The organism is Phreatobacter sp., from assembly GCF_022843985.1.
Classification (GTDB): Bacteria; Pseudomonadota; Alphaproteobacteria; order Rhizobiales; family Phreatobacteraceae; genus Phreatobacter.
On the sequence record NZ_JALHMP010000002.1, the window covers coordinates 18,464 to 41,028 of the forward strand.

Sequence of the window (22,565 nt, forward strand, 5' to 3'; positions counted from 1 at the left end):
CGAACCTCGCAGCCTCCGGAACCGGACACAGGAGACACTGCGTTGACCAACGACCGATCCACGCGCCGCCGCTTCCTCGCCACAAGCACGGCGCTCGCCGGCACCGCCTTGCTGACCCCGCCATCGGGGCTTCTGGCCCGGGCACAGGGCCTGGCGCCGACGCCGACCATGCGCGGTGGAGCGAACAATTACATTCCCGGTGCGCCGATCGTCAGCCGTATCGGCGGCGGCGGTTTCTGGATGAATGGCACGGTGCGCCGCGCCGGCGATGGCGCGCCTTTGCCGGGCATTCGCATCCAGATCTGGGCTCACACCACGGAGGGGCGCGAATCCGACCCGCACAGCCATGGCGCGACCCTGACTGGCCCGGACGGTAGCTTCCGCCTGGAGATGCCGCAGATTGTTCCCATCTTCGGTCAGCCCCACGGCCATCTCGCCTATGAGGGGGCGGGCTTCAGGACCGTCTTCTTGCGTCCGGTGATGGCCAGCGCGCGGGATACGAGCTTGAGCGCCGATTTCGTGTTGCAGCCGGTCTGAGCCTGGTGCCGTCCATCCGTGCCGTTCTGATCTGGGCGGCGCTGGCCGTCGCCGTGTGTGTGCCGATCGCGATCGCCGCGTGGAGCCCTTTGCTGGCCTGGCGCGAGCCCGTCTATATCGGCGCCGGCTTTGCCGGCATCGTGGCCATGGCGCTCTTGCTGATCCAGCCCCTGCTGGCTGGCGGACATTTGCCCGGTCTTCCCGGCCGCCCGGGACGCCAAGTGCACCGGTGGTTCGGCATCGCCCTGGTCTTGCTGGTTATGGCCCATGTCGGCGGGCTCTGGGTGACAAGCGCGCCGGACGTCATCGATGCGCTGCTTTTCGCATCACCCACGCCGTTTTCCGTCTGGGGCGTCGTCGCCATGTGGGCGGTCTTCGCGGCGGCCCTGCTGGCCCTGTTCCGGAAAAGCCTGCGCCTGTCGCCGGCCGTCTGGCGCATCGGCCATACGGGACTGGCGGTGGTCATCGTCGTGGGAACTGTCGTCCATGCGCTGCTGATCGAGGGCGCGATGGGGGTTGTCTCGAAAGCCCTGTTCTGTCTCGCGCTTGCCGTCGTCATGACCAAGGTCGTGATGGACCTGGCGATCGGGGCTTTGAAAAGACGCCGGCGGTGAGGCACCGCCGCCGAGGCTCCTGATGTGCTCTGGCGGTCCACACCGCCATGACCCCTGCTGGTCAGCATCGGCAAAGTCGCGAAACGGTACGCTTCAACTGACGGTCACCTGCTGCGCCGCCCGATATTCCCTGCCATCCTCCTCCCGCCACAGGAAGCTGATCGTCGTCGTTTGCGCGAGCCGGGCGTGGAAGGCGACATACGGATTGGCCGAAGTCCCATTGCGGAAATCGGCGGTGAACAGAAGAGCCCCATCCGCCTGCGCCTCGAAGCGGGTGATCATGCGGCGGGCGACGGTCTGGCCGGTCTGATGCCGCAGTCCCGTTTCCATCGGATGGTCGATCAGCGTCCGGATCTCGAAAGGCTCGCCGGCCTTGACACTGGACGGCACCCTGATGCGGGGCGTGGTCATCGGGACATCCTCACGTCAGACAACCGCCGGTGGTTACGGCGACACGCGCGACGGCACGGCGCACCGAGCCGTCGGCCATTTCGGCATAGGCGAGCAGCATCTGGCCTTCGGCCAGCCGGACCCGCACGCTGACCTCGGCACGCGCAATACCCGCGCCGAAGCGGTAGCTCGCCACGCCCGGGGTTGGATTGCGCGTGGCGAACAGGTGGATCGCAAGACAGCGGTCGTCGCCGGCCATGGCGGAGTGCACGGAGACTGTCACCGGAACGAAGGCGCCGTTCTCGGCCGTCTCCGGCGCGCGCAGGGCGATCCCGCCTTCAGTGGCGGCGGCACCGCCGACCTGTTCGCGAATGGCGGCCGCCACGTCCGGCGGCAGGGCGTCTCCGGCGCGCGATGTCGGCATGGCGACGAGCATGAGTGTGACCCCGAGCACGCTGCGCCGGTCCAGGCCCGCGGCGCACCGTGTCATGAGAAGGCATCCTTGGTGATGGCGCCGTACCAGGCGTCGGCATGAAGCGCCTCGAGCCGGCGATGCTCGCGCTGCTCGGCAAGTGGCCCGCGCGGCGAGACGCCGCCGGCATTGGCGGTCTCGACAAAAGCTGTCTCGCCGGGCCGGAAGATGCCGACCACGGAGATCCCGTATTCCGGGCCGACATGGCTGTAGCAGGTGTTGAAATAGACGGTCGGTGCCGGCGCCGGCCGCCCCTCGAGCGCCGCGACGGCCGCAGCCACCGCCACTTTCGACGTCGAATTGGCAATATAGCCCGATTTCGGCATGGGTTGGCCGATATTGGCGTCGCCGATCACATGGATGTCGCGCGCGCGCGTGGCCTCGAAGGTCAGCGGATTGACCGGGACCCAGCCGGTCTCGTTGGTCAGGCCGGCGTCGATGGCGATCTTCGCCGCCGACTGTGGCGGGATGACATTGCCGACGTCGATCCTGTGCCGCGATCCGAGTTCGGTCTCGAACTGCTTCTCCCGCGCGTCCACCCGGGTAACCTTGCCGTCCTTGTTCAGCGGGACCCATTCGATCATGCCCGGATAGAGCTCGTTCCACGCGTCCTGGAACAGCCCCTGCTTCGAGAAGGCGTCCTTGGCGTCGAGCGCCAGGATCTTGGCACGCGGCTTGTGAGCCTTCAGGTAGCTGGCGACCATGCTGATCCGCTCATAGGGGCCTGGCGGGCAGCGGAACGGATTGGGGGGGATGGCAAAGCCGACGACACCGCCGTCCGGCAGAGCCTCGAGTTGCCGGCGCAGCAGGGCGGTCTGCGCCCCCGTGCCGGGAATCCACGCATGCGGGAAGGTCTCGGCCGCCGCTTCGCCATAGCCCTCGATCGCGTTCCAGCGGATGGCGATGCCCGGCGAGAGGATGAGCTTGTCGTAGGGAACATTCTGCCCGTTCCGCAGCCGCACTGTCCTGGCTGTGGCATCGATCGCCTCGGCCCAGTCGTGAACCAGGCGAACGCCGCGCGCCTTCAGCCCCTCATAGGAGTGGGTGATCTGCGGCAGCGTGCGCTCCCCCGCCAGCAGGAGGTTGCCATAGGGGCAGGTGACGAAACTGGTCTGCGGCTCGATCAGCGTCACGGCGAGGCGGGGGAACGCCATGCGCGCATAGCGGGCGGCGGAGGCGCCGCCGAAGCCGCCGCCGATCACCACCAGCCTGGCGGAGGTCTGGGCATGGAGCACCGAGGGGGCGGCGAGGGCGAGACCGGCGGCGGTCGTGGCCAGGCCGAAGGTGCGGCGGGTCAGGTTGGTCATGGTTCGTCCCCCTCAGCGCACGGACGCGAAATAATCGGCCATCTGCGCCACCTCGGCATCGGTGAATCCACGCGCGATCCGGTTCATGATCGTCGCCGGCCGTTCATTCGCGCGGAAGGCGGACCATGTCTGGACGAAGGCCTGCCGGTCATAGCCGGCAATGCGCGGCACGGACCCTTCACCGGCCCCCTGGGGCCCGTGGCATCCGGCGCAGGACAGCGCGATCGCCGGTGCCGTCACGGCTTCGGCGCGCAAGGGAGAGCAAGGTGCCATGGACAGGACGAGCGCGAGGGCTGTGCCGCTGACAGCAGGTGTCGAGAAGGTCATCGGGACAAGGCTCCATCAAGACCGAAAAGGGGCCTCAGCTTCAGGCCGAGCCAGTTTCCCGGCAGTGCGGCGGCAATCCAGAGCCAGCCGTGCAGGCTGCCGGAGGCGATGCCGGAGAAGAAGGCGCTGATATTGCAGCCTGTCGCCACGATGGCACCGGCCCCGATCAGCAGGCCGCCGATGACGCTGCCCAGGACGGCTCCCGCCGGAACGCGGACCGATGGCGCGAAGCGGCCCGCGAGAAGGGCAGCGACCAGAGCCCCGGCCATCACCGCGACATTCATGACGCTCGTCGCATCGGCGGTGAGGGGCCGTAGCAGCGCCTCGACCCGCGTCGGTTCCTCCCAGAAGGCCCAGAACACGGGATCGGCCAATCCGGTCGACTCGATTGCCTTCGACCCCCAGAGGGCGAAAGCCTGCGTCACGCCCCAGGGACGGCCGGCAACGAGCAGCGTGGCGAAGTTGAGGATGGCGAGGGCGAGAGCCGCCCAGGCGAAGGGCCAGGGACCGGTCAGCCAGTTCCCGCGCCCGCCGATGGCCTCGACGGTGCCGGTGCGGCGGCGCTCGATGGCGACGAGTCCCACATAGGCCGCGGCGAAGAGGACGAGGTGAAGTACCAGAGCGGGCCAGAGCCCCAGGACGGCAGGCACCGACACGGCCGGCAACTGCGGCAGCGCCTCCCAGAGCGGGAAGAAGAAGGCCGCGAGCGTGGCGCCCGCGACGGCTGACAGCAGTGTGATCCACATGCGCACCGAGCCGCCCCCCGCCGTGTAGAGCGTTCCGGAGACGCAGCCGCCCGAAATCTGCATGCCGATGCCGAAGGCGAAGGCGCCGATCGCGATGCTCACACCGAGCGGGAAGGTGAAACCGCGTACCGGCTGGCCGAAGACCTCGCCCATGGCGAGGGCCGGCAGAAACAACAGCACCGCCGCCGCGAGCATGAGGATTTGCGCACGGATATGGGCGCTGCGGCCCTGCGCGAAGAGCATCCTGTAGCCATGGCTGAAACCGAAAGCGGCGTGATAGAGCGCGAGGCCCATCAGCATGCCGATCACCCCCAGCGCGATCAGGCGTCCCGAACCGAAGCCGGCGAGGGCGCCGACAGCGACGCATCCTGCCAGCCCGGCCGCCAGAAGGCGGGCGGCGAGGGGCGGAAAGGCGGCGCGGAACGCGGGTTTGGGCAGCAGCCAGACGAACGACATGGCCCCTTAAGAGAAGACCAAATCCGGCATTGGCAAGGGGTTGAAAAAGAAAGAAAAACTGCGCGTGTCCAAGGTTCTGCGGAGAGAAGAATCCGCTCGGACGATCCCGCCCGCGGAGAAGAATTGCCTGTGCATTGCAGCATGGACCCAGGCGATTGGGCTTGGACCGGAACACGGTTCGCGGCCTGCAACCGCCGACACGGTTGGACGTGCTTCCGCGGTTGACATCGATCTGGCAGCGCGGGGAGAGCGCATCCGCCGGCCAAGACCTGTCATCACCTGTTACAGTGGCGAGACAGCCGCGATACGCTGCATGGCTATTGCGGACCGACCCATCACAGGACCTGCTCTCGCGTGGACATCAACGGCGGACCGGCCAGCGCGGCGTCGACCCTTCTCGTCGTCGACGACGACGGCGAGATTCTCGTGCTCGTCGCCAAGTTTCTGCGTGGCCACGGCTTTCGCGTTCACACGGCCCGCAATGGCGTGGAGATGCAGGAGGTCCTCGGGCGGCTGCCGATCGACCTCATCATCCTCGATCTCATGTTGCCGGGGACGAGCGGCCTCGACCTCTGCCGCAGCCTCCGCAGGGTCTCATCCGTGCCGGTCGTGATGCTGACCGCCAAGGGCGACGACATCGACCGCATCATCGGGCTCGAGGTGGGGGCCGACGACTACCTGCCGAAGCCGTTCAATCCCCGGGAACTGCTCGCGCGGGTCAACGCCGTGCTGCGTCGCGCGCGCGGGGATGCGGCGCCCGCGGGCCGTGCTGGACGTGGCTTCAGCTTCGACGGATGGCGGCTGGATACGCTGAAGCGGGAGCTGATCAATCCATCTGGCGTCGTCGTTGATCTGTCGACCGGCGAGTACGATCTCCTCGTCGCCTTTCTCGAGGCGCCGCAGCGGGTCCTGTCCCGCGACTTCCTGCTGGATGCCGCGCGCAACCGCATTGCCGAGGCCTTCGATCGCACCATCGACGTCCAGGTCAGCCGTCTGCGCCGCAAGATCGGCGGACCGCTCGACCTCATCAAGACCGTCCGCGGCGCCGGCTACATGTTTACATCCGATGTCGCCCGTTTCTGAGCCGCGGCCACCATCCCGGCTCGGCCGCCTGTTGGCGCGCTTCGACAGCCTGACGGCGAGGACCGTTCTCGTCGTCCTTCTGGGCATCGGCATCGTCCACATCGTCAGCCTCTGGACCTACCAGATCAGCCTCGACCGCGAGGTCGCCCTGTCCAGTGACGCCCGCCTCGCCGATCGCCTCCTCGCCATCAAGCGGGCGGTGATGCGGGTCCCGCCCGAGGAACGCGAAGCGGTGGCGCACGACCTCTCGGGCGGAACCGTCGATGCCCACTGGAGCCGGGCCGAACATGCCGTCGCTGGGGGGGCCGATGCTGCCCGATGGGAGAGCCTCGGCCGGAGGCTGCGAGAAGTCCTGCCCGAACTCGCGGAGGAAGGTCTCGTCATCGGCGCCAACCGCCGCGGCGCCGACGATCCGCATCTGGCACTGATCTCGATACGCCTGCCCGACCAGAGCTGGGTCAATATCGGGCTGGTCGCCCCGCCGGTGCGATCCACCCACGCGCATGGCGCCCTGCTCTCCACCTCGCTCATGGCGCTGGGCGCGCTCGTCGTATCGATCCTGCTTGTCGGCTGGCTGACCCGGCCGATGTCCGTCTTCGCCGAGGCGGCGAAGAGCTTCTACCGCACGAAATCGGTGATACCGCTGCCCGAGACCGGTCCCCGCGAGGTGCGGGACCTCGCCGCCGCCTTCAATGATATGCAGCGGCGGATCGCCTCCCTGATCGACGACCGGACGCAGGCCCTTGCGGCCGTTTCCCACGACCTCAAGACGCCGATCACCCGGTTGCGGTTCAGGGTGGAGGATGTTGCCGATCCCGGCACGCGGACCGCCATCGCCGCCGATCTCGACGACATGGAGCGGATGATTGACCAGACCCTCGCCTATCTGCGCGGCGACCGGGCCGATGAGGAGATGCGCAGCGTCGATGTCGTCGCGATCCTCCAGACCATCACCGACGAATTCGCCGATCGCGGACGCGCCATCGGCCTCGGCGGCTTGCCGGCGGCCGTCATCGCCGGGCGGCATCTCGCGCTGAAACGTGCCCTCGGGAATCTGGTTGAGAATGCCGTCAAATATGCCGGAACCGTCGACGTGGCGGTGAATCGAGACGGCGACTGCTTCGTCGTCTCGATCCTCGACGATGGTCCCGGCATCGCGCCGGGCGATGTCGACAGGGCCATGTCGCCCTTCGTGCGGCTCGAACCCTCGCGCAACCAGGGCACCGGCGGGTTCGGCCTCGGCTTGCCCATCGCCAAGGCGATCATCGAGGGCCATGGTGGTACGTTGAGCCTTGGGCCGCGGCCGGAGGGCGGCCTCGCCGTCACTGTTGCACTGCCCGAGGGCGGCCCGGTCTCCTGATACATTCTGTAACGATCGCGTCACGCGAGGTGGCGGCCCGCCAGGTATTCGGACGGCATGAAAGCCGCCGTGACGACCCGCGTTTCTCTCCTGATCCTGATCCTCGCCGCCCTGTGCCTGGCCGTCATGGTTCCCTCCGGGCCGTCCCGGGCCCACGAGGGTCATGATCATGGGGCGCCGCCCCCGCCTGTCTCCACCACCATCGCGCCGCGCGCCGATGCCTCTTCCGAGGAGTTCGAGATCGTCCTGGTGGCCCGCGACGGCCGGCTACAGGTCTTTCTCGACACATTCCGCGGCAATGAGCCGGTACAGGATGCCACGATCGAGATCGATGGGCCGGAGGGCACCGTCAAGGCCGAGCCGGACGGCACCGGATCCTATGGCGTGGCTGCGCCCTGGATCGCGCAGCCCGGTGACTACGCTCTGGCGATCACCGTCCAGGCGAGGGGGACGGTCGACGTCCTCACGGCCTCGCTGACCATCCCCGCGCCCGTGGCGGCGTCGCCGCCTGCGGCTGGGCGCTGGGCCGCCTTCGTCGACGGGGTACTCGCGGCGGATCTGCGCAGCCGAGCCGCCGAAGGAGGCATGGCGGTCTACGGCGCCCTCGCCATCGCCTTTGCTACCGGCTTCTGCGCGGCGCTTCTGCTGCGCCGCCGCCCTGCTGCCGCTGCCGTTCTCCTTGCTTTCGCTCTGGTTGCCTCGGACGGCGCCCGGGCTGCTCCGCCATCCGGAGCCGCCCCGGGACCAGCCGCCGCCGTGGCCGCGCGCGACATCGCCCAGCGCTTTCCCGACGGTGCACTCTTCGTGCCGAAGGCGACGCAGCGCATCCTGGCGATCCGCACGCTCTTCACCGAGGAGCGCACCTATCCGCGCAGCGTCGAACTGCCCGGTCGCGTCATTCCTGATCCGAACCGCGCCGGCTATGTCCAGGCTTCCGTCGCCGGTCGCCTCGCGCCGCCGCCAGGCGGCTTCCCGCGCCTCGGTGCGCGCGTCACCGCCGGTGACGTCCTCGCTCTCGTCCAGCCGGCCATCAACGCCACCGACGCCACCACGCAGCAATTGCAGGCGCGCGAACTCGAACAGCAGATGACCCTCGTGGAGCGGCGCCTGGAGCGGTTGAGGCAGATCCAGTCGGTGGTGGCGCGGGCCCAGATCGAGGATGCGGAGCTTGAACTGGCGGGTCTTCGCCTGCGCCGTGCCAATCTCGACCGCGCGCCGCGGGAACCGGAGCGCCTCGTCGCCCCCGTCAGCGGTGTCGTCGCTTCGGTTCAGGCAATCGCCGGGCAGATCGCCGATCCCGGCACGGCGATCTATCTCATCATCGATCCCGACGCCCTGTGGGTCGAGGCGCTCTCCTTCGAAGTGCGCGCCCTGGCCGCGGAGGCCTCCGGCCGGCTGGCGGAGGGCGGCGCGCTCAGCCTCGTCTATCGCGGCAGCGGCCTCGCCGATCGCAATCAGGCCGTCCCCATCCAGTTCGGCATCGAGGGTAAGGCGGGCGCCCTGCGTCCCGGCCAGTTGCTCACCGTCCTCGCGCGCTCCACCGAGGAGCGTCGTGGCATCGCCCTGCCGCGCACCGCTGTCGTGCGCGGCGCCAACGGCCAGTCCATCGTCTATGCCCATACCAATGCCGAGCGCTTCGTGCCGCTCGAAATCCGCGTCGAGCCGCTGGATGGCGACCGGGTTCTCGCCGTCTCCGGGGTCGAGCCTGGCCGGCGCATCGTCGTCCAGGGCGCCGAACTCCTGAACCAGGTTCGCTAGGGCGCGCCATGTTCAACGCCCTCGTCACCCAGTCCCTGAAAAACCGGCTCTTCGTCCTCGCCGTCGCGGCGATGCTGGTGATCTATGGCGCCTTCACCGCGTCGCGCCTCCCCGTCGACGTGTTCCCGGACCTCAACCGCCCGACGGTCACGATCATGACGGAGGCGGACGGTCTCGCTCCCCCCGAGGTCGAGCAGCTCGTCACCTATCCGATCGAGACGCAGATGAACGGGTTGCCGGGCGTCTCGCGCGTGCGCTCGACCTCGGGGATCGGCCTGTCCATCGTCTATGTCGAATTCGACTGGGGAACGGAGATCTTTCGCAACCGACAGCAGATCGCCGAGAGACTGTCGCTGATCCAGCCGCAACTGCCGACGGGCGTCGTGCCGCAGATGGGCCCGATCAACTCGATCATGGGTCAGATCATGCTCGTGGCGGTCACCGGGCCGGACACTGTCGCGCCGATGGACCTGCGGGAACTCGCCGACTTCACCGTCCGGCCGCGGCTCCTCGCCATTCCCGGCGTCGCCCAGGTCATCCCCATCGGCGGCGAGGTCCGGCAGTTCCGCGTCGCGCCGAATGCCGCCGCCATGCGCGCTTTCGGGATCGGCCTCGAACAGGTCGAGCGCGCGCTCGGCCAGTTCGGGACCAATACCGGCGGCGGCTTCGCAGACCAGTACGGCCGCGAGTTCCTTATCCGCAACATCGGGCGCAGCCGCAGCCTCGAGGATCTGCGGGGCGTCGTTGTCGCGAGCGTCTCCGGCCAGCCCGTCCGGCTCGGCCAGGTCGCCGAGGTCGGCTATGCCGCACGGGTGAAGCGGGGCGAGGCGGGCTATCAGGGACGTCCGGCCGTCATCGTATCAATCGAGAAACAGCCGGGCATCGATACGATCCGCCTCACCGCGACCATCGAGCAGGCGCTTCGGGAGATCACAGCGACCCTGCCGAACGGCATCCGGGCTGATCAGGTGCTGTTCCGCCAGGCGACCTTCATCCAGACCTCCATCGACAACGTCATGAAGGTCCTCGTCGAGGCGATCATCGTCGTCGCCATCGTCCTCTTCGTCTTTCTGTTGAACGTGCGGACGACGGTCATCTCGCTCACCGCCATTCCCGTCTCCATCCTGATGACCGCCATCGTCTTCCAGCTGATGGGTCTGTCGATCAACACCATGACCCTCGGGGGCCTCGCGATCGCCATCGGCGAACTCGTCGACGATGCGGTCGTCGATATGGAGAACATCCTGCGGCGGCTGCGTGAGAATCGCGAGGCTGGGAATCCACGCTCCGCTTTCGCCGTGGTCGTCGCGGCGAGCCAGGAGGTCCGGTCCGGGATCGTCTACGCGACCATGGTCATCGTCCTCGTCTTCGTTCCGCTCTTTGCGCTGACCGGCATAGAGGGGCGGCTGTTTGCGCCGCTCGGACTGGCCTACATCATCTCGATCCTGTCCAGCCTGATCGTCGCGGTGACCCTCACGCCCGTCATGGCCTTTTATCTCCTGCCCGGCATGCGCAGGCTCGATGCGCGCGAGAGCTGGCTGATCCGCCGCCTGAAGGCCGGCAACGCGGCGCTGCTTGCCATGGCCTTCGGCCGGCCACGCCTGCTGATCGCAAGCGTCCTCGCGGCCGTCCTCGGCGCCGGGGCCCTGGCGTCCCAGTTGCCGCGCGCGTTCCTGCCGCCCTTCAACGAGGGCACGCTGACCATCAACATGCTCTTCAACCCCGGCATATCGCTGGCCGAAAGCCATCGCGTCGGCCTCATCGCCGAGCGCTTGATCCTCGAGGTTCCGGAGGTCGAGCGGGTGGGGCGGCGCACCGGGCGCGCCGAACTCGACGAGCATGCGGAGGGCGTCCATGCGTCGGAGGTCGAGGTCGCCCTGAAACCCGGCCGGCCGAAGGACGTCATCATCGCGGATATCCGCTCCCGGCTCGCCGTCCTGCCGGTGGCGACCAATATCGGCCAGCCGATCTCCCATCGGCTCGACCACATGCTGTCCGGCGTACGGGCACAGATCGCCCTGAAGATTTTTGGCGAGGACCTCGACACCCTGCGCGCGCTGGCCGAGGACATGAGGCAGAAACTGGCCGCCATTCCCGGCATCGTCGATCTCCAGGTCGAACGGCAGGTGCGCGTGCCGCAGCTTGAGATCATCGTCGATTACCGCCGTGCGGCGCTGTTCGGAATCCAGCCGGCAGCGGTCACCGAGCAGCTCGAGCGTCTCTCCAACGGTCGCGTAGTGTCGCGCATCGTCGACGGCAACCGCCGCTTCGATGTCGTGCTGCGGCTCGACGATGTCGAGCGTACCACCCAGGGCCTGGCCGACCTGCTGATCCAGACACCGGCGGGCTGGGTTCCGGTCCGCCAGTTTGCCGATGTCGTGGAAACCGACGGTCCGAACCAGATCCTGCGCGAGAACGGGCGTCGCCGGGTGGTGGTCCTCGCCAATGCCGACGGAGGTGCCGACATGGCCGTCGTGATCGCGAGGGTGCGCGAGGCCATTGCCGCTACAACTCTTCCTCCCGGCTTCTTCGCCAGTCTGGAAGGAACGTTCCAGGCGCAGGAAGACTCGGTGAGGACCATCGGCCTGCTCTCGCTCGTCTCCTTCGCGATGATCTTCGCCATTCTCTTCGCGCGCTACCGCTCGGTGGTGTTCGTCGCCATCATCATGACCAGCGTCCCGCTGGCGCTGATCGGCTCGGTGGTGGCCCTGTGGATCGCCGGCCAGCCACTGTCCGTGGCTTCGATGATCGGCTTCATCACCCTGACCGGGATCGCCACGCGGAACGGCATCCTGAAGATCAGCCACACGATCAACCTGGCGATCCACGAGGGCATGCCCTTCGGACGCGACCTCATCGTGCGCGGCAGCCTCGAACGGCTGACGCCCGTCCTGATGACGGCGCTCTCCGCCGGTGTCGCTTTGATCCCGCTGATGATCGACCCGACCGCACCGGGCAAGGAGATCCTTCATCCCGTGGCGGTGACCATCTTCGGCGGCCTCGTCAGCGCCACCCTGCTCGACACGCTTCTCACCCCGACCCTGTTCCTGCGCTACGGTCGTCCGTCGCTGGAGCGGCTTGTCGCCGAAGCCAGGAGCGCGAAGGACGAGACAGCAACCCGCCACCAGGCCCCCGTGGCCTTCTAGGCCCACCCGAGGAGACGACACATGCCCCAATGGATCGCTGCCGCCCTGGCCTTGATGCTCACCGTCGGGGCGGCCCTGGCCCATGAGCCTCGCCCGGGCCCCAACGGCGGCAAGCTCGTTGATGCCGGCACCCGCTATCATGCCGAACTCGTGACGACCGGCACGACCGAGGTGGTGGTCCACATGAGCGATGCCAACGACCGGCCGATCCCGTCCGACGGCTTCCGCGCCAACGCCATTCTGGTGGTGAACGGACAGACCATCCGCTTTCCGCTCCAGCCCGCCGGTGGCTCGCGTCTGGTCGGAATCGCGCCGGTTCCTGTGCCCGCCGGCGCGCGCGGCGCAGTCCAGATCACCTCCCCGCAGGGTGCGACGGCCCAGGCGCGATTCTAGGTCCTCCGCCGTGACTTTCCTGCATTTTCAGCCGCGAAAGGGTATTCCGCCATGTTGAGATCCGTTATCGCCCCCAGTGTCGCCACTTTCGCCCTCCTCGGGGCGATGAGCCTCGCGGGCGCCCAGCACCAAGGCCACGGCCACGGCCAGCATCACGGCACGACGGTGCCCGCGCCACATCAGCATGGTGCTGCGCCGTCCGCGTCGTCGGCAGGGGACCCGCCCTCTGTCGCCGCCTTCAAGGCCGCCAACGACCGGATGCATCGCGACATGGACATCCCCTTCTCGGGCCATGCCGATATCGATTTCGTCCGCGGTATGATCCCGCACCATCAGGGCGCCATCGACATGGCCAAGATCGTGCTCGAACACGGCAAGGATGAACAGGTCCGCAAATGGGCTGCCGACATCATTCGCGAGCAGGAGCGCGAGATCGCCGAGATGCGGGCTTGGCTTGTCCGGCATGGACAGCGGTAGGGCGGGGCAGCTCCACCTTGGTTCTCGCAGCAGTCACTGTGTCGGAAAGATGGGCCGCGCGCCCGGGCTGGAGCGGTCATGCGCCACAGCCTGTCATTGCCGGCTGACATGGGAGAGCCAAGCATGGCCATGGCGCCACAGCCTGACGGTCACCGCGCGAACATCATGTTGGGAATCCACAGCACCAGGGCGGGCATGAACACCAGGAGCAGGGTAATGCCGCAGACCGCGGCGAAAAAGGGCAGGGATTCGCGGGTATATTCCGCAATCGACACTTTCAGGATGGTGCAGACGGCGAACATCGCGGCGCCGACCGGCGGCGTGAAATTCCCGATCGTCGCCGCGATGATGAAGACGATGCCGAAATGGACGGGATCGCCGCCCAGGCTCAGGATCAGCGGCAGGAAGATCGGTGTGAGCATGACGATCAGGATCGCCCCGTCGATGACGAAACCCGCCACGACGACGAGCAGGACGATGATGACCATGACCGTCTCAAGGTCGCGGCTGATCCCCAGCACCCAGCGCGAGATCGTGTCCGGCACCTGCTCGTAGACGATCCCATAGCTGAAGATGGCGGCGAGCGAGAGCAGGAACATGACCGCGCCGACATCCCTCAGGCTCATCTCCAGCCCTTCGATGAAGCCGGCACGCGTGAGCGCGCGGTGGGCGAAAACGCCGACGCCGACGGCATAGACCACGGCGAAGGCGCCGACCTCGGATGGCGTGAAGACGCCCCAGCGCAGGCCGAGGAGGAGGAAGACCGGGAAGAGGATCGCCCAGATGCTGGCGCGGAACGCGCTGGCGATCTGGCCAATCGTCGGCCGCTTGGACAGTTCGGCGTCATAGCCCCGCCGGCGCGCCACCACCCAGATGACCGCCGCCATGGCCGCCCACAGCAGGAAAGCCGGCACGAAGCCGGCGGCGAAAAGCCGGCCGATGGAGACCTGACCCACGGTGCCGTAGAGGATCATACCGATTCCGGGCGGGATCACCGGCGTCAGCAGAGACGAGAAGGAGATGATGCCTGCGACGAAGCCCTTCGACATGCCCCGGCGGATCATGTTGGGGCCAAGCATCCGCGCCGACATGGCGGCGTCGGCGATCGCCGATCCGGAGACGCCGCCCATCAGGCCGGAGAGGGCGAGGTCGACCTGGGCGAGACCGCCCTTCAGCCGCCCGACCAGGACGGTGGCGAGCTGGATCATCCGTTCGGTGATGGCAGCCTGGTTGAGGAAATTGCCCGCCATGATGAAGAGCGGGATCGCGAGCAGGGCAAAATTCTGTGTCTGCGAGACCGTCAGCTGGACCGGGACGGTGAAGGGGATGTCAGGGTTCAGAACAAAGAAGATGGCGCCCGAGATGCCGAGCGCGAAGGCGACGGGCACGCCGATGAGCGTGAGCACGACGAAGACGATGAAGACGGTCAGCATCGCCCGGCCTCACTGCTCAGCGGCGGGTTGGGGAGGGGGGCCGATCAGGTCGCGCAGCTTGAGCACCGAGGTCAGGAACATCAGGGCGCAGCCGACCGGCAGGCTGAGCGTGACGATGGAATAGCTGACGTTCGGAAGCCCCTGGAAGGTTCGGGCACGGCTGATCCAGGCCAGCCACAGCCCCGCCACCACGATGAAGGCTAGGAACGCCAGCACGATCAGGTGATTGACGATCACCATGGCGCGCCGTGCCGAGGGCGACAGTCGGTCGAGCAGCAGCCCGACCGACATCAGGGCATTGTTGCGCCAGGCGATGTCGGCGCTCAGGAAACAGGCCCAGGCGAAAAGCGCCGTGGCCATGTCGCCCGACCAGTTCAGCGGATAGCCGGCCAGCCGGCCGACGCCGCCCGCGAAGATGAGCACCACCATCAGCACGAGGAAGCTTCCGGCGATCACGGCCTCGACCCGGCCGAGATGGCGATGGAAGGATCGCATGGTCGTTTCCCCGTGCTGGCTGTGTGGTCAGCGCTGCTTGCCGATCTCACGATGAACGGCGTCGCGCACTTCCAGCAGGTTGAGCGCCTGATAGGCGCGCTCGCCCGCCCGGCGGAAGGCCGCGAGATCGACGTCGGTGACCAGCGTCATCCCGCGCTCGCGCAGGGTCTGGCGCACCTGCGCCTCGGAGGCGAGGATCTTCTCCGAGGTTTCGCGACCGGCCTTCTGGCACTCCTCCACGAGGGCCGTCTGCAGCTCAGCCGGCAGACGGTTGAAGAACTGTGCTCCGACGACCTGGAAGTTGATCAGAAGGATGTGCGACGTTTCGTTGGCGTGGTTCAGCACCTCCCAGAAGCGGCGACCGGGAATGTTGTTGTGGACCAGCTCGACCCCGTCGATCGCCCGCTGTTGCAGGGCGGGATACATGTCGCCGAAGGCCATGGCGACCGGCGATGCGCCGAGGGCACGGATCGATTCCTGCCAGATCGGCGCCGGGGGCGTGCGGATGCGCAGGCCCGCGAGGTCTTCCGGCTTGCGAACGGGCTTGTTGGTATAGAAATGGCGCATCCCCTGCACCCAGTCGAAGCAGACGACGCGCAGCCCGTGCTGGGTCGCGAGCTCGTCGACGAAGCGCTTGATGGTCGGCGATTCCCTGAGCTTCGCCACCTCGTCGAGCGTTTCGGCGAAATAGGGGCCGTTCATCACCGCGATGCCGCGGACATAGGTCCCGAGGCGTGCGGCATCGGTGTTCTGGGCGATATTCGCGCCCTGGCGCATCTGCTCGATGATGTCCTCCTCGACGCCCAGCTGCGCCGAGTGGAAGACCTGCATGCGCAGGGCGCCACGGGTGCGCTCTTCGACCCGTCGCGCCCAGAGCTGGAAGCCTTCATGGAAGGGTTCTGTCGGAGCGAGCACGTGGTTCAAGCGCAGTGTGAACTGCTGCGCGGCCGCCGGTGCCTGCATGGCGAGCGAGAATGCAGCGCCGGCGAGGAGGCCGGCCATGGCCTTAAGTCCCGTCTTCATCGTTTCGTCTCCCTGTCTTGCCGTCCTCGGGCGGACGGTCGTGATGGCTGCTGCGTCATGCCTTCCGATCGAAGCCCGGCAGGGTGATGCCGAAGCGCCCAGCCAATGCGGTGAAGTCTTCGATCGTCACCGGATCCACCGGGATTCCGTTCTTCTGCCGCAGGGCGGCTTCCCCCCATTCCCGGTCGCCGGGCGCGAGCACCGCGCCCTGCGCAACGGTCCGCGACGTTCTCAACCGGTCGACATAGCGGCGCATGGCCGCGTCGAATTCTGGACGGGGGATGAAGGCTTCCGGCGCGACGGCGAGGACGAAGGCGCCCATGCCGCGCGGAGCGGTGAAGTCCGGCCCGCCCATCGGGGCGATGTCGAAGGAGAGCTTCATGCCGGTGAGCACTGCCGACAGGATCTCCACCAGCCCTGCGAGCCCGGCACCCTTGTGGCCGAAGGCGGCGCCGAGCGGCGCCAGCATTTCCACCCCGTGCGGGTCATTGACGTCGATCCCGTCACCGTCGGACGCCACGCCCTCGGGCAGGGGTAGCCCGAGGCTGCGGTAGAGCAGGACGCGGTTATAGGGGATGGCGCTGGTCGCCATGTCGAGAAGCCAGGGGCGTTCGCCGGCCAGTGGCACAGCGGCGGCGATCGGATTGGTGCCATGGAAACGCTCGGCGCCGCCGTGCAGCCGCATGAAACTGTCGGAGTTGCAGACCGTGAGCCCGATCAGGCCCGCCTCCGCGGCCGCCAGCGCATAGGCGCCCGCAGCGCCAAAATGCGACGACCGGCGGATGGTCACGGCGCCGATGCCGTTGATGCGGGCGAGTTCGCAGGCCTTGTCCATGGCGGCGAAAGTCACGAGCGCGCCATGGCCGTTATCGCCGTCCAGAATCGCGGCGGCGGGTGCGGTCTGGGTAACCGCGAGGCTCGGACGGCCATTGACCCGCCCGCCCTCGATGGCCTTCACGTAATGGCTGGTGAGCCTGACGCCGTGGCTGTCGATGCCGAGCAGCGAGCCGTGCATCATGGCCCGTGTCGCGGCGGCGGCCGTGTCCGTGTCCGCACCGGCCGCGGCAAGAACCTGCCGGCAGAAGGACGCCAGGGACTCCGGCGCAGCCCGGGCCGATCCGGCAGTGTCGGCTGTTGGTGACCTGTGGAGCGCCTCTGCCGTCACAGCGTCTGCCCCCCGTCGATGACCAGCAACTGCCCTGTCATGAAGGCGCTTTCGTCGCTGACGAGGAACACGGCCGCAGCCGCCATTTCGTCGACCGTCGCGAGGCGACCGATGGGATGACGGGCGATCATCGCCTGGCGGGCTGTCGCGGCATCGCCGGTCGTCGCGATGCGCTCGGCGAGCGAGGGTGTGTCGGTCGTGCCCGGGCACAGCACGTTGCATCGGATGCCGCGGCCGATGAAATCGCGCGCGACGGCCTTGCTGAGACCGATCAGCGCGGCCTTGCTGGCGCCATAGGCGGCACGGTTGGCGACGCCGGTCAGGCTGGACGCGACGGAGGCGACGTTGACGATGGTGCCGCGCCCCCGCTGCAGCATGCCGGGGAGCACTTCCCGCATGACCCGATAGGCGGACGTGACGTTCTGGTCGAGGCTGCGGGCCCAGTCTTCGGGGGAGCAGTCGAGGATCGTTCCGGCATGCACCCATCCGGCCGCGTGGACCAGCGCATCGACAGGCCCTGCCGTGGCCACGACGGATGCGACGGCAGATGCGTCGGTGACGTCGAGGGCGGCGGTGCGGATCCGGGAGGAGAGACGCGGCAGATCCTCGAGCTTCGACAGCGTCCGGCTCGTCGCGAGAACCTGGGCACCATCCCGCTCGCAGGCGAGCGCGATGGCGCGGCCTATTCCCTGGCCCGCACCCGTGACCAGAACCGTCTTGCCGGCAAGTCGCCCTAGCACCATCCCCACCGCATCCCCGAATGTCATTTTTTGATTAGTGTATACACTAGACATTTGGAGAGGACGGGCAACCCCTGTTTCTGCGGCTGCGTGTCGCGCTAGTGTCCCCGGGCAAATGCGGTCGAACGTGGCCATTGTCACGCGACGGGGAGGGGAGACGGCCAGGTGCAGGAGCAGGATGCACCGCAGGGCAAGGCGCCGCGGATCTTCGAACAGCTGGTTTCGGTGTTGTCGCAGCGGCTGGCTTCCGGCGCGATTCCCGCCGGTACCCTATTCCGCACGGCTGCGGTGGCGCGCGAGTTCGGGACAAGCCGGGGACCGGTGCGTCGCGCCCTCGATGAACTGAAGGAGGCGGGGTGGCTCGCGCCACGCGGACTGGCCTATGTCGTCAGGCCGCTGGAGGGTCAGCCGGCATCGGACCCGATCTCCCCCGCAGACCGTGATCTGCCGCGCGTCTCGGCCGAGGCGAGTTGGGCCCGCATCTACCGTGAAGTCGAGCCGAACCTCGTGGCGCGAATGTCATTCGGGACCTGGCGGGTCGTCGAGGCCGACCTCGCCGAGCATTATGGCGTCTCGCGGACCGTGGCGCGGGAGGTCCTTGGCCGGCTCCAGCAGCGCGGGATCGTCAAGAAGGACGACCGGTCGCGCTGGTTCGTCCCGGGTCTCGGGCGCGATTATGTGGCCGATCTCTACGAGATGCGCAGGACCCTCGAGCCTCAGGCCCTGATCAACGCCGCGCCGCGGCTTCCGCCCGGACTGGCTGAATCACTGCTCGCCAGCCTCGACGCATCGATAGCCCGCGCCGAATGTCTCGATGGCGCCGATCTCGACCGTCTGGAGCACGAACTCCACGTCAATCTCATCGGTCATTGCGGCAACCGCACGATGATGGAGGCGATCGGGCTCTACCAATCACTGCTTAGCGCCCACAGCTTCCTCTACATGACCGCACCGCGGATCTTTCCGACCGAACCGTTCCTGCCCGAACATCGCGAGGTGCTGGCGCGCCTCGTGGCCGGACATGCGGAGGCAGCAGCAGCCGCATTGCGTGAGCATCTCGCGCTGTCGCTGGATCGCGCCGTCTATCGCATTGAAGCCGTCACGAGTCTCGTTTCCCCACAGCCCCTCGGATATCTCGTCCGGATCACCTGACAGGACAGGAGGCGGACGCGGCGACCGCGCAGCGAATGAAGCTGCGGCCGAGGGTCATCTGCCGCGTCAAGGCCCGTCCGCCATGGAAATCCGCCCCTCGTGCCTTGTTCCTGAGTCCGGACGCGCAGCCTTGAAAAGAGGCCATGTATTAACGCTGATATAAATATAATTTATATCCGAATTTCGAACAATGACTGCGTGACAACGTAGAAAATAGCAATCGGTTCCGGTAGGAGAGTTTGTGTTTGCGAATCGAAAGGTTTGCGGCGGGAAAAATGCGAAATTTACTGATTTTTCGCGTAAAATACGATGACGTACGGCAGTGAATGGAGGCGCATACATAATAATATAACTCGTGTTTTTACGGGAACTCTTATTGATGGTGATAAACAAGAAATTGAGACAGTCGTATAAGCAATAAATAGAAAAGGATCAGGGGCTTGTCGGCAAAGGCATCAGGGGATCGGCGCAATTTGCTGAGGCGCATCGACGTCACGCTTCTGCTCGTCTTTCTCGGATTGATGCGTCATCGCAAGTCGTCAGAGGTCGCGCGGGAGCTTGGACTCACGCAACCGGCGATCAGTCAGGCCCTCAAGCGCCTGCGCGAGATTTTTGAGGATGAACTGTTTCTGCGGCGGTCGCATGGCATGGAGCCGACCGCTCTGGCGCTCGGGATCGAGCCCGCGGTCGCGCAGGCGGTCGACTCCCTGCGGGCGGCGGTCGTCCTGCCGCGGCGTTTCGATCCCGCCGAGGCCCAGGGCCTGATCCGGATCGCCGCCTTTGACGCCGAACAGGTTGTCATTCTCCCTCGCCTCGTCTCGCTGCTCTCGCGGAAGGCGCCGGGGCTGAAACTGTCGGTTCAGCCCTTCGATCGTCAGGCGGCCGTCGACGCGCTGATGGAGGGCGAGATCGATATCGCGGTGGGCACCATCTGGAACCCGCCTCAGGCCGCCCTGGCGGAAAAGATGTATGACGAGGAATATCGCGTCGTCGGCCGGCCGGAGACGCTGCAGAACGCGCAGCGCCTCTCCATCGAGGACTATTGCTCTGCCGGGCATGTGCTGGTGTCGTTTCGCGGCACGATGACCGGCATCGTCGACGAGACCTTGGAAATGCGCGGCTTGCGCCGTGACATCAAGGTGGGCGTGCCGTCCATCCTGACCGCGTTGATCATCGTTGCCGAGACAGGCATGATCACGACGATTCCCGCTTCTGTCGCGGACGCTTTCGCCGAGCATTTCCGGCTCGCGACGGCTTTTCCTCCCATTGAGATCCGGCGGTTTCCCGTATCGGTCTTCTGGCACAGGCGGCATCAGGGAGATCCCCGGATCGGATGGCTGTGCGACCAGGTCAGGGAGGGGTGCCCGCGGGCTACTCCCCTCGCGTGACCGCGATGGCAACGCTCATTGCCGCTCCCCCAACAATGTCCTGACCGTCGCCTTGCGAGAATGGGCACGGTGACTGGACGAAATCGGCGCCTGATGGGCTGCAGCCTGCAATGTCCCTGTGCTCGGCACGAGTGCAGCAAGATGGCGAATGCTGTTCTCATATAAGAACCGCTAATATTCGTATTTTCTTAAAGAGAGATATCGATGAAAACAGTTTAAATTCGATTTTCGCACGTTCTATATCAATTTCACAGGATCGTAATTTGCGAAAATATGACATATAAGCAAAGTTAACGTGGGGGAATGGTCGGAAATGCGCATTTTTAATATGTTTTTAACGATTATACTCCGGGATGTTGTGCGAGCATCCTCAGGAGAAAACGCATGGCGATCCTCGGCCGATTCCGCACCACCCCGAAAATTCTGGCGGTGGTCATCTTTCTCAATGCATTGATCTGCGCCCTCGGGTGGATGGCGTTTTCGTCCCTGTCGCATGTCGCGCGGGAGGCGCAGGAGTCATCCGAGGCGGGCGCGCGGGCGGTTGCCGCAGCGCGTGCAAATCTCGCCCTCGTCCTGATCAACCGCTACGAGATGGTCGCCGCGAGCCAAGCGGATGGGGAATCGTTCAGGCGCTCCGCTGAGCTTGTCCGTCCGCTCATTACCGAAGTGCAGCGCGAGTTCGACCATATCCGAGGCTATGCGTATCCTCAGGTGCAGGAGGTGCTGCGCCGAACGGAACAGGCGGCGGACCAGGCCATCTCCGGCACCAACCGGACCCTGGCTTTCGGCCTCTCGATCCAGGGCAAGGCGACCGCCGAACAGAGCGCGCGGCTGGAAGAACTGACAAGGGTCAGCGAGCCCTTGATCGCCGAGGCCCGCAAGCGCGCCCAGGAACTGGTCACCCTGCTCGTCAACCGCAGCCAGACAATGGCGAAGGAATTGCAGGCCGAGAAGGACAGCCAGGCGCGATTGATCGTCTCACTCGTCGTGGTCGCGGTGCTCCTCGGCACGGGGTTGGCGATGGTCATCGGCCAGTTCGGCATCGCCCGGCCGATCCGCGCCATCAACGAGACATTGACGGCCCTCGCGGCGGGCAATTTCGATGTCAAGATCGCCGGTGCCGAGCGCAAGGACGAGGTCGGCGACATCGCCCGCTCCGCCGAAGTTTTCCGGGCCAGCGGTCTTGAGACTGCGCGCCTGCGTGCCGAGCAGGAAGCATCCAAAGCCCAGCAGGAGCAACAGCAGAAGGCGATGATGCGCGAGATGGCTGACCGCTTCGAAGCCTCCGTCGGCGGCATCGTCGACATGGTGTCGGCGGCGGCCACCGAGATGCAGGCCACCGCCACGCAGCTCACCGCCTCCGCCCAGGAAGCCTCGGCCCAGTCGACCTCGGTCGCCAGCGCCGCCGAAGAGGCCGGTGCCAACGTCACGGCGGTGGCGGGTTCTGCGGAGGAACTCGGCGCTTCGGTGCAGGAGATCGGCCGCCAGGTGCAGCATTCGGCCGGGCTTGCCCGTGGCGCCGTCAAGGAAGCGGATTCGACGGGCGGCATCGTCTCCGAACTGTCGCAGGGCGCCGCCCGCATCGGCGCCATCGTCGAGATGATCTCGAACATTGCCAGCCAGACCAATCTTCTGGCCCTCAACGCCACCATCGAGGCCGCCCGCGCCGGCGAGGCCGGCAAGGGCTTCGCCGTCGTCGCCCAGGAGGTCAAGGGCCTCGCCGAGCAGACGGCGAAGGCCACCAGCGAGATCGGTTCGCAGATCGTCTCCATCCAGGAAACGACCAAGAGGGCGGTCGATGCCATTGCCGGTATCACGGGTAGCATTCGGTCGATTGACGAGGCGACCTCATCGATCGCCTCGGCAGTGGAGCAGCAGGGCGCCGCGACGCGGGAGATCGTCAACTCGGTCGGCCAGGCCTCGACCGGCACCAACGAGGTTTCCTCGGCGATCACCTCCGTCGCCCAGGCCGCAGCCGAGACCGGCCACGGTGCCTCCCAGGTGCTCAGCGCCTCGGCCGATCTCGCCCGTCAGGCCGAGCGCCTCTCGGCTGAGGTGAGGCAGTTCCTCGCCAACGTCAGGGCGGCCTGATCACCACCGTCC

General features: G+C 66.8%; 21 protein-coding genes. 11 read left to right on the top strand and 10 right to left on the bottom strand.

What is annotated here, in order from left to right:
* Nucleotides 1–108 precede the first annotated feature (108 nt).
* Complete coding sequence (locus Q0C57_RS01365) at nt 109–537, top strand: twin-arginine translocation pathway signal (protein WP_296571533.1); 429 nt, start codon at nt 109–111, stop codon at nt 535–537.
* A 5-nt stretch (nt 538–542) separates the two neighbouring features.
* A complete protein-coding gene (locus Q0C57_RS01370) occupies nt 543–1,151 on the top strand; it encodes a ferric reductase-like transmembrane domain-containing protein (RefSeq protein WP_296570991.1) in 609 nt (202 codons plus the stop codon).
* A 93-nt stretch (nt 1,152–1,244) separates the two neighbouring features.
* Here Q0C57_RS01370 and Q0C57_RS01375 read toward each other — a convergent pair whose 3' ends face one another.
* The 5 genes from Q0C57_RS01375 to Q0C57_RS01395 are packed head-to-tail and all read right to left on the bottom strand — an operon-like array spanning nt 1,245 to nt 4,849.
* Complete coding sequence (locus tag Q0C57_RS01375) at nt 1,245–1,562, bottom strand: thiosulfate oxidation carrier complex protein SoxZ (RefSeq protein WP_296570994.1); 318 nt, start codon at nt 1,560–1,562, stop codon at nt 1,245–1,247.
* A gap of 10 nt (nt 1,563–1,572) precedes the next feature.
* Entirely contained in the window at nt 1,573–2,031 is a 459-nt protein-coding gene (locus tag Q0C57_RS01380) for a thiosulfate oxidation carrier protein SoxY (protein WP_296570999.1), read from the bottom strand.
* Entirely contained in the window at nt 2,028–3,320 is a 1,293-nt protein-coding gene (locus tag Q0C57_RS01385) for an NAD(P)/FAD-dependent oxidoreductase (RefSeq protein ID WP_296571001.1), read from the bottom strand. Before Q0C57_RS01385 ends, Q0C57_RS01380 begins: the two co-directional genes overlap by 4 nt.
* Nucleotides 3,321–3,332: 12 nt before the next feature.
* Nucleotides 3,333–3,647, bottom strand: a complete 315-nt coding sequence (locus Q0C57_RS01390; protein WP_296571003.1) for a c-type cytochrome — start codon at nt 3,645–3,647, stop codon at nt 3,333–3,335.
* The gene (locus tag Q0C57_RS01395) at nt 3,644–4,849 is read right to left on the bottom strand and encodes a YeeE/YedE family protein (protein ID WP_296571007.1); all 1,206 of its coding nucleotides are present in this window, start codon (nt 4,847–4,849) and stop codon (nt 3,644–3,646) included. Before Q0C57_RS01395 ends, Q0C57_RS01390 begins: the two co-directional genes overlap by 4 nt.
* A 354-nt stretch (nt 4,850–5,203) precedes the next feature.
* On the opposite strand from Q0C57_RS01395, the gene Q0C57_RS01400 reads away from it, so the two are divergent.
* The 6 genes from Q0C57_RS01400 (at nt 5,204) to Q0C57_RS01425 (ending at nt 13,066) form a co-directional block, all read left to right on the top strand.
* On the top strand, nt 5,204–5,932 hold the full coding sequence (locus Q0C57_RS01400) for a response regulator (protein ID WP_296571010.1): 729 nt from the start codon (nt 5,204–5,206) through the stop codon (nt 5,930–5,932).
* Entirely contained in the window at nt 5,916–7,292 is a 1,377-nt protein-coding gene (locus Q0C57_RS01405) for an ATP-binding protein (protein WP_296571013.1), read from the top strand. The genes Q0C57_RS01400 and Q0C57_RS01405 overlap by 17 nt, the downstream gene beginning before the upstream one ends.
* 69 nt (nt 7,293–7,361) lie before the next feature.
* Nucleotides 7,362–9,050 carry an efflux RND transporter periplasmic adaptor subunit gene (locus Q0C57_RS01410; protein ID WP_366937791.1) on the top strand — a complete coding sequence of 563 codons (1,689 nt, stop codon included), beginning with the start codon at nt 7,362–7,364 and terminating at the stop codon, nt 9,048–9,050.
* Nucleotides 9,051–9,058: 8 nt separating this feature from the next.
* A complete protein-coding gene (locus Q0C57_RS01415; protein WP_296571016.1) occupies nt 9,059–12,196 on the top strand; it encodes an efflux RND transporter permease subunit in 3,138 nt (1,045 codons plus the stop codon).
* A 21-nt stretch (nt 12,197–12,217) separates the two neighbouring features.
* Nucleotides 12,218–12,589 (top strand): hypothetical protein, encoded by a 372-nt coding sequence (locus Q0C57_RS01420; protein WP_296571019.1) that lies wholly within the window; start codon nt 12,218–12,220, stop codon nt 12,587–12,589.
* Between the two features lie 51 nt (nt 12,590–12,640).
* The gene (locus Q0C57_RS01425) at nt 12,641–13,066 is read left to right on the top strand and encodes a DUF305 domain-containing protein (RefSeq protein WP_296571023.1); all 426 of its coding nucleotides are present in this window, start codon (nt 12,641–12,643) and stop codon (nt 13,064–13,066) included.
* Between the two features lie 149 nt (nt 13,067–13,215).
* Here Q0C57_RS01425 and Q0C57_RS01430 read toward each other — a convergent pair whose 3' ends face one another.
* The 5 genes from Q0C57_RS01430 to Q0C57_RS01450 form a co-directional block, all read right to left on the bottom strand.
* Nucleotides 13,216–14,499, bottom strand: a complete 1,284-nt coding sequence (locus Q0C57_RS01430) for a TRAP transporter large permease subunit (protein ID WP_296571026.1) — start codon at nt 14,497–14,499, stop codon at nt 13,216–13,218.
* Between the two features lie 9 nt (nt 14,500–14,508).
* Entirely contained in the window at nt 14,509–14,994 is a 486-nt protein-coding gene (locus tag Q0C57_RS01435; protein WP_296571029.1) for a TRAP transporter small permease, read from the bottom strand.
* Between the two features lie 27 nt (nt 14,995–15,021).
* Nucleotides 15,022–16,017, bottom strand: a complete 996-nt coding sequence (locus Q0C57_RS01440; protein WP_296571031.1) for a C4-dicarboxylate TRAP transporter substrate-binding protein — start codon at nt 16,015–16,017, stop codon at nt 15,022–15,024.
* A gap of 55 nt (nt 16,018–16,072) precedes the next feature.
* Complete coding sequence (locus tag Q0C57_RS01445; RefSeq protein ID WP_296571538.1) at nt 16,073–17,110, bottom strand: Ldh family oxidoreductase; 1,038 nt, start codon at nt 17,108–17,110, stop codon at nt 16,073–16,075.
* 68 nt (nt 17,111–17,178) lie between these two features.
* Entirely contained in the window at nt 17,179–17,925 is a 747-nt protein-coding gene (locus tag Q0C57_RS01450; protein WP_366937792.1) for an SDR family oxidoreductase, read from the bottom strand.
* A 162-nt stretch (nt 17,926–18,087) separates the two neighbouring features.
* On the opposite strand from Q0C57_RS01450, the gene Q0C57_RS01455 reads away from it, so the two are divergent.
* The 3 genes from Q0C57_RS01455 to Q0C57_RS01465 all read left to right on the top strand — a co-directional run bounded on the left by Q0C57_RS01455 (nt 18,088) and on the right by Q0C57_RS01465 (nt 22,553).
* On the top strand, nt 18,088–19,074 hold the full coding sequence (locus Q0C57_RS01455) for a GntR family transcriptional regulator (protein WP_296571034.1): 987 nt from the start codon (nt 18,088–18,090) through the stop codon (nt 19,072–19,074).
* A gap of 440 nt (nt 19,075–19,514) precedes the next feature.
* The gene (locus Q0C57_RS01460) at nt 19,515–20,462 is read left to right on the top strand and encodes a LysR family transcriptional regulator (RefSeq protein WP_296571035.1); all 948 of its coding nucleotides are present in this window, start codon (nt 19,515–19,517) and stop codon (nt 20,460–20,462) included.
* Nucleotides 20,463–20,846: 384 nt separating this feature from the next.
* Nucleotides 20,847–22,553 (top strand): methyl-accepting chemotaxis protein, encoded by a 1,707-nt coding sequence (locus Q0C57_RS01465; protein WP_296571038.1) that lies wholly within the window; start codon nt 20,847–20,849, stop codon nt 22,551–22,553.
* Nucleotides 22,554–22,565 lie beyond the last annotated feature (12 nt).

What these genes read in the sequence shown, in the direction of transcription:
- Q0C57_RS01465 (WP_296571038.1), top strand. Translation starts at nt 20,847, where the DNA reads ATGGCGATCCTCGGCCGATTCCGCACCACCCCGAAAATTCTGGCGGTG.
- Q0C57_RS01385 (WP_296571001.1), bottom strand. Translation starts at nt 3,320, where the DNA reads ATGACCAACCTGACCCGCCGCACCTTCGGCCTGGCCACGACCGCCGCC.
- Q0C57_RS01420 (WP_296571019.1), top strand. Translation starts at nt 12,218, where the DNA reads ATGCCCCAATGGATCGCTGCCGCCCTGGCCTTGATGCTCACCGTCGGG.
- Q0C57_RS01450 (WP_366937792.1), bottom strand. Translation starts at nt 17,925, where the DNA reads ATGGTGCTAGGGCGACTTGCCGGCAAGACGGTTCTGGTCACGGGTGCG.
- Q0C57_RS01405 (WP_296571013.1), top strand. Translation starts at nt 5,916, where the DNA reads ATGTCGCCCGTTTCTGAGCCGCGGCCACCATCCCGGCTCGGCCGCCTG.
- Q0C57_RS01435 (WP_296571029.1), bottom strand. Translation starts at nt 14,994, where the DNA reads ATGCGATCCTTCCATCGCCATCTCGGCCGGGTCGAGGCCGTGATCGCC.
- Q0C57_RS01390 (WP_296571003.1), bottom strand. Translation starts at nt 3,647, where the DNA reads ATGACCTTCTCGACACCTGCTGTCAGCGGCACAGCCCTCGCGCTCGTC.
- Q0C57_RS01440 (WP_296571031.1), bottom strand. Translation starts at nt 16,017, where the DNA reads ATGAAGACGGGACTTAAGGCCATGGCCGGCCTCCTCGCCGGCGCTGCA.
- Q0C57_RS01375 (WP_296570994.1), bottom strand. Translation starts at nt 1,562, where the DNA reads ATGACCACGCCCCGCATCAGGGTGCCGTCCAGTGTCAAGGCCGGCGAG.
- Q0C57_RS01430 (WP_296571026.1), bottom strand. Translation starts at nt 14,499, where the DNA reads ATGCTGACCGTCTTCATCGTCTTCGTCGTGCTCACGCTCATCGGCGTG.
- Q0C57_RS01380 (WP_296570999.1), bottom strand. Translation starts at nt 2,031, where the DNA reads ATGACACGGTGCGCCGCGGGCCTGGACCGGCGCAGCGTGCTCGGGGTC.
- Q0C57_RS01425 (WP_296571023.1), top strand. Translation starts at nt 12,641, where the DNA reads ATGTTGAGATCCGTTATCGCCCCCAGTGTCGCCACTTTCGCCCTCCTC.
- Q0C57_RS01395 (WP_296571007.1), bottom strand. Translation starts at nt 4,849, where the DNA reads ATGTCGTTCGTCTGGCTGCTGCCCAAACCCGCGTTCCGCGCCGCCTTT.
- Q0C57_RS01415 (WP_296571016.1), top strand. Translation starts at nt 9,059, where the DNA reads ATGTTCAACGCCCTCGTCACCCAGTCCCTGAAAAACCGGCTCTTCGTC.